Source organism: Mycobacterium sp. (assembly GCF_046091765.1).
In the GTDB taxonomy this organism is placed as follows: Bacteria; Actinomycetota; Actinomycetes; order Mycobacteriales; family Mycobacteriaceae; genus Mycobacterium.
Window position 1 is genome coordinate 41,189 of the sequence record NZ_JBJTCF010000105.1, and the last position, 6,083, is coordinate 47,271.

General features: G+C 72.4%; 5 protein-coding genes and 1 pseudogene. 3 read left to right on the top strand and 3 right to left on the bottom strand.

All coding sequences use genetic code 11. The features are described 5' to 3' along the window. Window positions 1-9: 9 nt before the first annotated feature. From ACKOB8_RS11475 to ACKOB8_RS11485, 3 genes are read right to left on the bottom strand one after another with little or no spacing between them, the layout of a single operon-like run. Window positions 10-1,173, bottom strand: coding sequence for an acyl-CoA dehydrogenase family protein (locus ACKOB8_RS11475; protein WP_526377339.1), 1,164 nt, complete (start codon window positions 1,171-1,173; stop codon window positions 10-12). Then, the gene (locus tag ACKOB8_RS11480; protein ID WP_526377340.1) at window positions 1,173-2,285 is read right to left on the bottom strand and encodes an acyl-CoA dehydrogenase family protein; all 1,113 of its coding nucleotides are present in this window, start codon (window positions 2,283-2,285) and stop codon (window positions 1,173-1,175) included. Before ACKOB8_RS11480 ends, ACKOB8_RS11475 begins: the two co-directional genes overlap by 1 nt. After that, on the bottom strand, window positions 2,282-3,163 hold the full coding sequence (locus tag ACKOB8_RS11485) for an alpha/beta hydrolase (RefSeq protein ID WP_526377341.1): 882 nt from the start codon (window positions 3,161-3,163) through the stop codon (window positions 2,282-2,284). Before ACKOB8_RS11485 ends, ACKOB8_RS11480 begins: the two co-directional genes overlap by 4 nt. Window positions 3,164-3,172: 9 nt before the next feature. Here ACKOB8_RS11485 and ACKOB8_RS11490 point away from each other — a divergent pair, with 9 nt between their 5' ends. From ACKOB8_RS11490 to ACKOB8_RS11500, 3 genes and pseudogenes are all read left to right on the top strand, one after another. Further along, window positions 3,173-3,991 (top strand): enoyl-CoA hydratase/isomerase family protein, encoded by an 819-nt coding sequence (locus ACKOB8_RS11490; protein ID WP_526377342.1) that lies wholly within the window; start codon window positions 3,173-3,175, stop codon window positions 3,989-3,991. Window positions 3,992-4,031: 40 nt separating this feature from the next. Then, a complete protein-coding gene (locus ACKOB8_RS11495; protein WP_526377343.1) occupies window positions 4,032-5,492 on the top strand; it encodes an HNH endonuclease signature motif containing protein in 1,461 nt (486 codons plus the stop codon). A gap of 46 nt (window positions 5,493-5,538) precedes the next feature. Continuing rightward, window positions 5,539-6,083, top strand: a pseudogene (locus tag ACKOB8_RS11500) (hypothetical protein); the annotation flags it as partial.

Consider the following 6,083-nt stretch of genomic DNA (forward strand, 5'->3'; position numbering starts at 1 on the left):
GCACGGTTCTCAGTGCGGCAGATCCCGGAAGGGAGTGTCGCGGTAGGGCTCGGGCTCCTTGGGCAGCCCCAGTACCCGTTCGCCGACGATGTTGCGCTGAATCTGGTCGGTGCCGCCGCCGATCGAGGTGAAGTAGGCGTTGAGCGTCCGGAAGTTCACCGCGTCGCCGACCGGATTGTCCGATCCGGTGAGCATCGACTCGGCGCCGGTGATCTCGGTCTGCACCTGCGCGGTGCCGTGCAGGATCCGCGACATCGCGATCTTGCCCAGCGCCATTAGGGTGGCCGCCTCGACCCGGTCGCCGGTTGCCTTGGCGCGCTGGGTGTTCCACCGGTTGACCGCCGCGTAGCCGTCCATCCGGGCGATCTGCTGACGGATGTGCGCATCGGAGAGCGCCCCTGCCGAACGCGCCATCCCGATCAGACTGTCGGCGTCGGGCTTGAGGTCGCGGGCGACCCGTGAGGTCCGGGCCAGATCACCCATCAGTCGCCGCTCGTAGGCCAGCGCCAACTGCAGCACCGCCCAGCCGCCGCCGGGTTCGCCGACCAGGTTGGCGTGCGGCACCCGGGCGTCGGTGATGAACACCTCGTTGAACTCCGACTCGCCGGTGATCTGGTGGATCGGGCGGACCTCCACGCCCGGCTGGCGCATCGGGAAGATGAAGAAGCTGATCCCCCGGTGCTTGGGCACGTCCCAGTCGGTGCGCGCGACCAGCAGGCCGTAGTCGGCGGCGGTGGCGAACGAGGTCCACACCTTCTGGCCGGTGACCACCCAGTCGTCCCCGTCGCGCTCGGCGCGAGTGCGCAGCCCGGCCAGGTCCGACCCGGCACCGGGTTCGCTGTAGAGCAGGCACCACCGCGTCTCGCCGCGGATCGACGGCGGGATCAACCGGTGCTTCTGCTCGTCGGTGCCCAGATCGTGCAGGGTGCAGGCCATCATGTCGGCGCGATCGTGCCCGCTTCCGGGCGCGCCGACGGCGGCGAATTCGGCTGCCACGATGCGGGATTGGGCATCGGTGAGTCCGCGGCCCCACCACTGCGGCTCCCAACTGGGCACCGCCCAGCCGGCATCGACGACGCGGCGGCCCCACTCGGCGCGGTCGGTGACCGGATCCCAGTTCTCAGCCAGCCAACCGCGGACCTCGGCGCGCACGTCCTCGTCGGGATCGGTCATCAGCGTTCCTCCTGCAATCGAATGTAGCGCTCCCGGTGCCAGGCCGGGCTGCCGAAGATCTGGGCGTTGGTGCGGGCGCGCCGCAGATACAGGTGCGCGGGGTGCTCCCAGGTGAAGCCGATGCCGCCGTGCGCCTGGATGGTGGTGGCGGCCACGAAGACGAACGCGTCCGAGCAGTAGGACTGGGCCAGCGCCAGATCGGCCAGCCGATCGGGCTCCGCGGCGTCGAACGCGGCGGCGACGTGACGCGCGGCCGACAGTGCGGACTGCGCCTCCAGCAGCATGTCCACGCACATGTGCTTGACCGCCTGGAAGCTGCCGATTGCGCGGCCGAACTGGTGGCGGGTGCGCGCATAGTCGACGGCCATCTGGGTGGCGTGCAGCGCACCGCCGGCCTGCTCGGCGACCAACGCCACCGCCGCCCGGTCCAGCGCCACCGCCAGGGCATCCGCACCGCCGTCCGCCGCCCCGATCAGCCGGGCCGGGGTGTCGGCCAGGGTCAGCCGCCCTTGCCGGCGGGTCTGGTCGAGGGTCTCCAGCGGGGTGACCGTCAGCCCGGGTGCCACGCGCTCCACGGCGAAAACCGCGGTGCCCGAACCGGATTGGGCCGCCACGTACACCAGGTCGGCGATGGCGGCGTCCAGCACGTAGGTCTTCTCGCCGGTCAGCCGCCAGCCGCCGGCGTCGTGACTCGCGACGGTGGCGGGCTCGGCCGGCGGACGCGTCGAGCCGGCCTCGGCGAACGCCACGGTGGCGATCAGTTCGCCGGAGGCGATGCGGGGCAGCACCGCCCGGCTCTCGGCCGCGTCGTCGAGTGCGGCGAGCAGGTACGGCGTCAGCACCGCGGTGGACAGGTACGGCGCGCACAGCAGCGCCCGGCCCATCTGCTCGGCCACCACGCTGAGTTCGGTCGCGCCCGCGCCCGACCCGCCGTACTCCTCCGGGATGATCAGGCCGAGCAGTCCCATCCCGGCCAGTTCGGCCCACAGGTCCGGGTCGTATCCGGCGTCCCCGGCCATCTGCCGGCGCACCTCGGCCTCGCCGGAGCGGGCCGCCATCACCTCGCCGACCACGTCGCGCAGATCGCCCTGCTGCTGCGTCAGTGCCGTCACGCGCAGGCCTTCCGCAGATTCGCGCAGGAGTCGTCAAAATACACTTGGGAGACAGCGGCTTTGGGTGCGATGCGGTCGAATCCGTGGAACGCCCCGGGAACCTCGTGGAACTCGCACGGCACGCCCGCGGCGGCGAGGCGGGCCGCGTAGGTGAGGTCCTCGCCGTGGAAGAGATCCAGCGTTCCCACCCCGATCCAGGCCGGCGGCAGATCGGCGAGGTCCTCGCGGCGGGCCGGTACCGCGCTGTCCGGATCGGCGTCGCCGAGATAGGACCCCCACCCGAACCGGTTGCTGGCGGTGTCCCACAGCCGGAAACCGGGATCATCGAGAGCGGGATCGAGGGTCCGGTCGTCGAGCATCGGGTAGGACAGCAGCTGCAGCACCGGCCGGATCTCGCCGCGGTCGCGGGCCAGCAGCGCCAGTGCTGCGGCCAGCCCGCCGCCCGCGCTGGCCCCGCCGATCGCGATCCGGTCGCGGTCCACCCCGGGCAACCCGGCCAGCCAGGTCAGCACCTGATAGCAGTCCTCCAGAGGAGTCGGGTAGGGGTCCTCCGGGGCCAGGCGGTACTCCACGGACGCCACCACCATGCCCAGCCGGTGTGCCCAGTCACGGCAGAGCCGGTCGTCCTGCGCGGCGCTGCCGATCACATAGCCGCCGCCGTGGATCCACACCAGGGCAGGGGCCGGACTCGACGCGCCGGCCGGCCGGTACAGCCGCGTCCCGGCTCCGCCGGCAAGGGTGAGCACCTCCACACCGTCATTCGACGGTCGGGGCAGATCCGGCAGCCGCCGCAGCAGCGGCACCGACCAGGGATAGACCATCCGGCGCGGCACGAAACGCGCGATCCGGCGCAATTCCGGATGGATATCCGCGGCCATGCGGACATTATGCGGTCACTATGCGGACACTTCCGTCGCCGCCGTCGTTACGATCCCCGGGTGAGCGATGAAACCGCCGTCCTGACCGAGCAGCGTGACCGCATCCTGGTCATCACCATCAACCGGCCCGAGGCCAAGAACGCGGTCAACGCCGCGGTCAGCCACGGGCTGGCCGCCGCCACCGACCGGCTCGACGACGATCCCGGACTGTCGGTCGGCATCGTCACCGGCGCGGGCGGTTCGTTCTGCGCCGGCATGGACCTCAAGGCGTTCGCCCGCGGGGAGAACGTCGCGGTCAAGGGTCGCGGTCTGGGCTTCACCGAACGGCCGCCGGTCAAGCCGGTTATCGCCGCCGTCGAGGGCTACGCGCTGGCCGGCGGGACCGAACTGGCGCTGGCGACCGACCTGATCGTCGCCGCCACCAACGCCGCCTTCGGTATCCCGGAGGTCAAGCGCGGGCTGGTCGCCGCCGGTGGCGGGCTGCTGCGGCTGCCGCAGCGCATCCCGTTCCAGATCGCCATGGAGCTGGCGCTGACCGGCGACACGCTCTCTGCCGAGCGGGCGCACCAGCTGGGCCTGGTCAATGCGCTCTGCGAGCCCGGGCAGGCGCTGGCCGCGGCGATCGCGCTGGCCGAGCGGATCACCGTCAACGGGCCGCTGGCGGTGGCCGCCACCAAGCGGGTCATCGTCGAGTCGCGCGGCTGGAGTCCCGCAGACCAGTGGCGCGAGCAGGCCGCGATCATCGGGCCGGTGTTCGCCTCCAAGGACGCCCGCGAGGGCGCGGTGGCGTTCGCCGAGAAGCGCGCCCCGAACTGGACCGGCACCTGATTTCCGATTGTTGTCGGACCCCCGTCCTAAAATCGAACACATGTTCGGTGGACCGGTTCACGACTATTGGGAGCCCCCGCGCACAGCGGCCTCCCGGTCGGTGATCGCCGGCATCGTCGACGCGCAGCGCGCGGAGAACCGGGCCGCGGCGCTGAGGCTGCGCAAGGTTGCGGAGTTGTTCGAGATGCGCCGGGCTGAGCGCGGCGAGCGGGCCGAGTGGGCGGTGGACACCTGGGCGGCGGTGGGCGCGGAGATCGCCGCGGCGCTGGGGATCAGCCTGGGGCGGGCGGGCAGCGCGATGAACTACGGCCTGGCGATGCTCGGGCTGCCCGCCGTGGCGGCGGTGTTCGAGGCCGGCGACATCGACCTGGCGACCTATCGCACCATCGTCTACCGCACCACGCTGATCACCGACGAGGGTGCGCGCGCGGCGGTCGACCGGCAGTTGGCCGCCCGCGCGGCGTGCTGGCCGTCGATGATGCAGGGCCGGCTGGCCCGTGAGATCGACCGCATCATCGCCCACGTCGACCCCGACGCCGTCCGCCGCGAGCGCGAGCGGGCGCGCGACCGCGACGTGACCATCTGGGCCGCACAGGACGGATCGGCCGACGTCGCGGCGCGGTTGTTCGCCACCGATGCCGAAGTGCTCGACAAGCGGCTGGACGCGCTGGCGGCCACGGTGTGCGCCGACGATCCGCGCACCAGGGCCCAGCGCCGCGCCGATGCTCTCGGCGCTCTGGCCGGCGGTGCCGATCGGCTGTGCTGCCAGTGCGGCAACTCCACCTGCCCCGCGACGGCCAAGGTCGCCTCGCCGGTGGTGGTGCAGGTCGTCGCCGAGCAGGCGACCGTCGAGGGACGCGGCGACCGGCCCGCCTACCTGCTGGGCTCGGGGGCCTGGATCAGCGCCGAACAGCTTCGCGACCTGGCGGCCACCGTCCGGCTACGGACCCTGGCCGACCCGGCCGTCGCCGAACCGCGCTACCGGCCCTCCCGCGCGCTGGCCGACTTCGTGCGCGCCCGGGACATGACCTGCCGCGCTCCCGGGTGTGACCACCCGGCCACCGAGTGCGATCTCGACCACACCGTGCCGCACGCCCGGGGCGGGTGCACACATGCGTCAAACATCAAGTTCCTGTGTCGTTTTCACCACTTGCTGAAGACTTTTTGGGGCTGGCAGGATCAGCAGCTGCCCGATGGCACCGTCATCTGGACGCTGCCCGGCGACCAGATCTACATCACCACCCCGGGCAGTGCGACGCTGTTTCCCGCCCTGCCCATCTCCACGCCGCCGGCCCGAGAACCGGTTAGTCCGCGACCGGGCGCCGGCGAAGCGCCCTGCGGGCACCGCACCGCGATGATGCCCCTGCGGCGCACCACCCGGGCGCAGAACCGGGCCCACCGCATCGCCACCGAACGTGCCCGCAATCACCGTGCCCGCGACCGATGCGACAGCTACGCCGGACCCCCGCCGGACCCCGGCGACGATCCCCCGCCCTTCTAGATCGATCAGGTGTAAGCTTCGCTGAGAAAGCGGTGTGGAGCGGGTGATGTCAGGTTTCCGGTGGGGCGCGGCGGCGGTGCTTGCCGGTCTGTGCTGGGCCGGTTCGTCGGCCGTCGCCGATGCTGATTCCCCCGGGGCCGGTGCTGACCGGATTGGGCGCGCCGACCGGACCGGTGAATCGTCGGCGCCCCGGCACAGCCAGCGACGCGACTCGCCCAAGCCCGCGCCCAAGCCCGCGACCAGGCCGGCGATCCGGCCCGCGCAGACTCCCGCCGGCCCCGTCGACCCGCTGCGCGGGTTTTTCGGGAACGGCAGCGCCGACAGGCCCAACGGCGGACTGATCTGGGGCGACGGCTACTCGTGGACCCCCGAGACCTGCCCGGCCGGACCGTGCGTGGGCGGTAACGCCGGACTCTTCGGTAACGGCGGCAACGGGTACAACGGCGGCCGCGGCGGGTCGGCCGGATTGTTCGGTGACGGGGGCGACGGCGGCGTTGCGCTCCCCCCGGGCGGCGATGGCGGCGACGGCGGGCCGGGCGGGTTGTTCGGCGGCAGCGGGGGCCGCGGCGGTGACGGGGCGGCCCCCGCTGC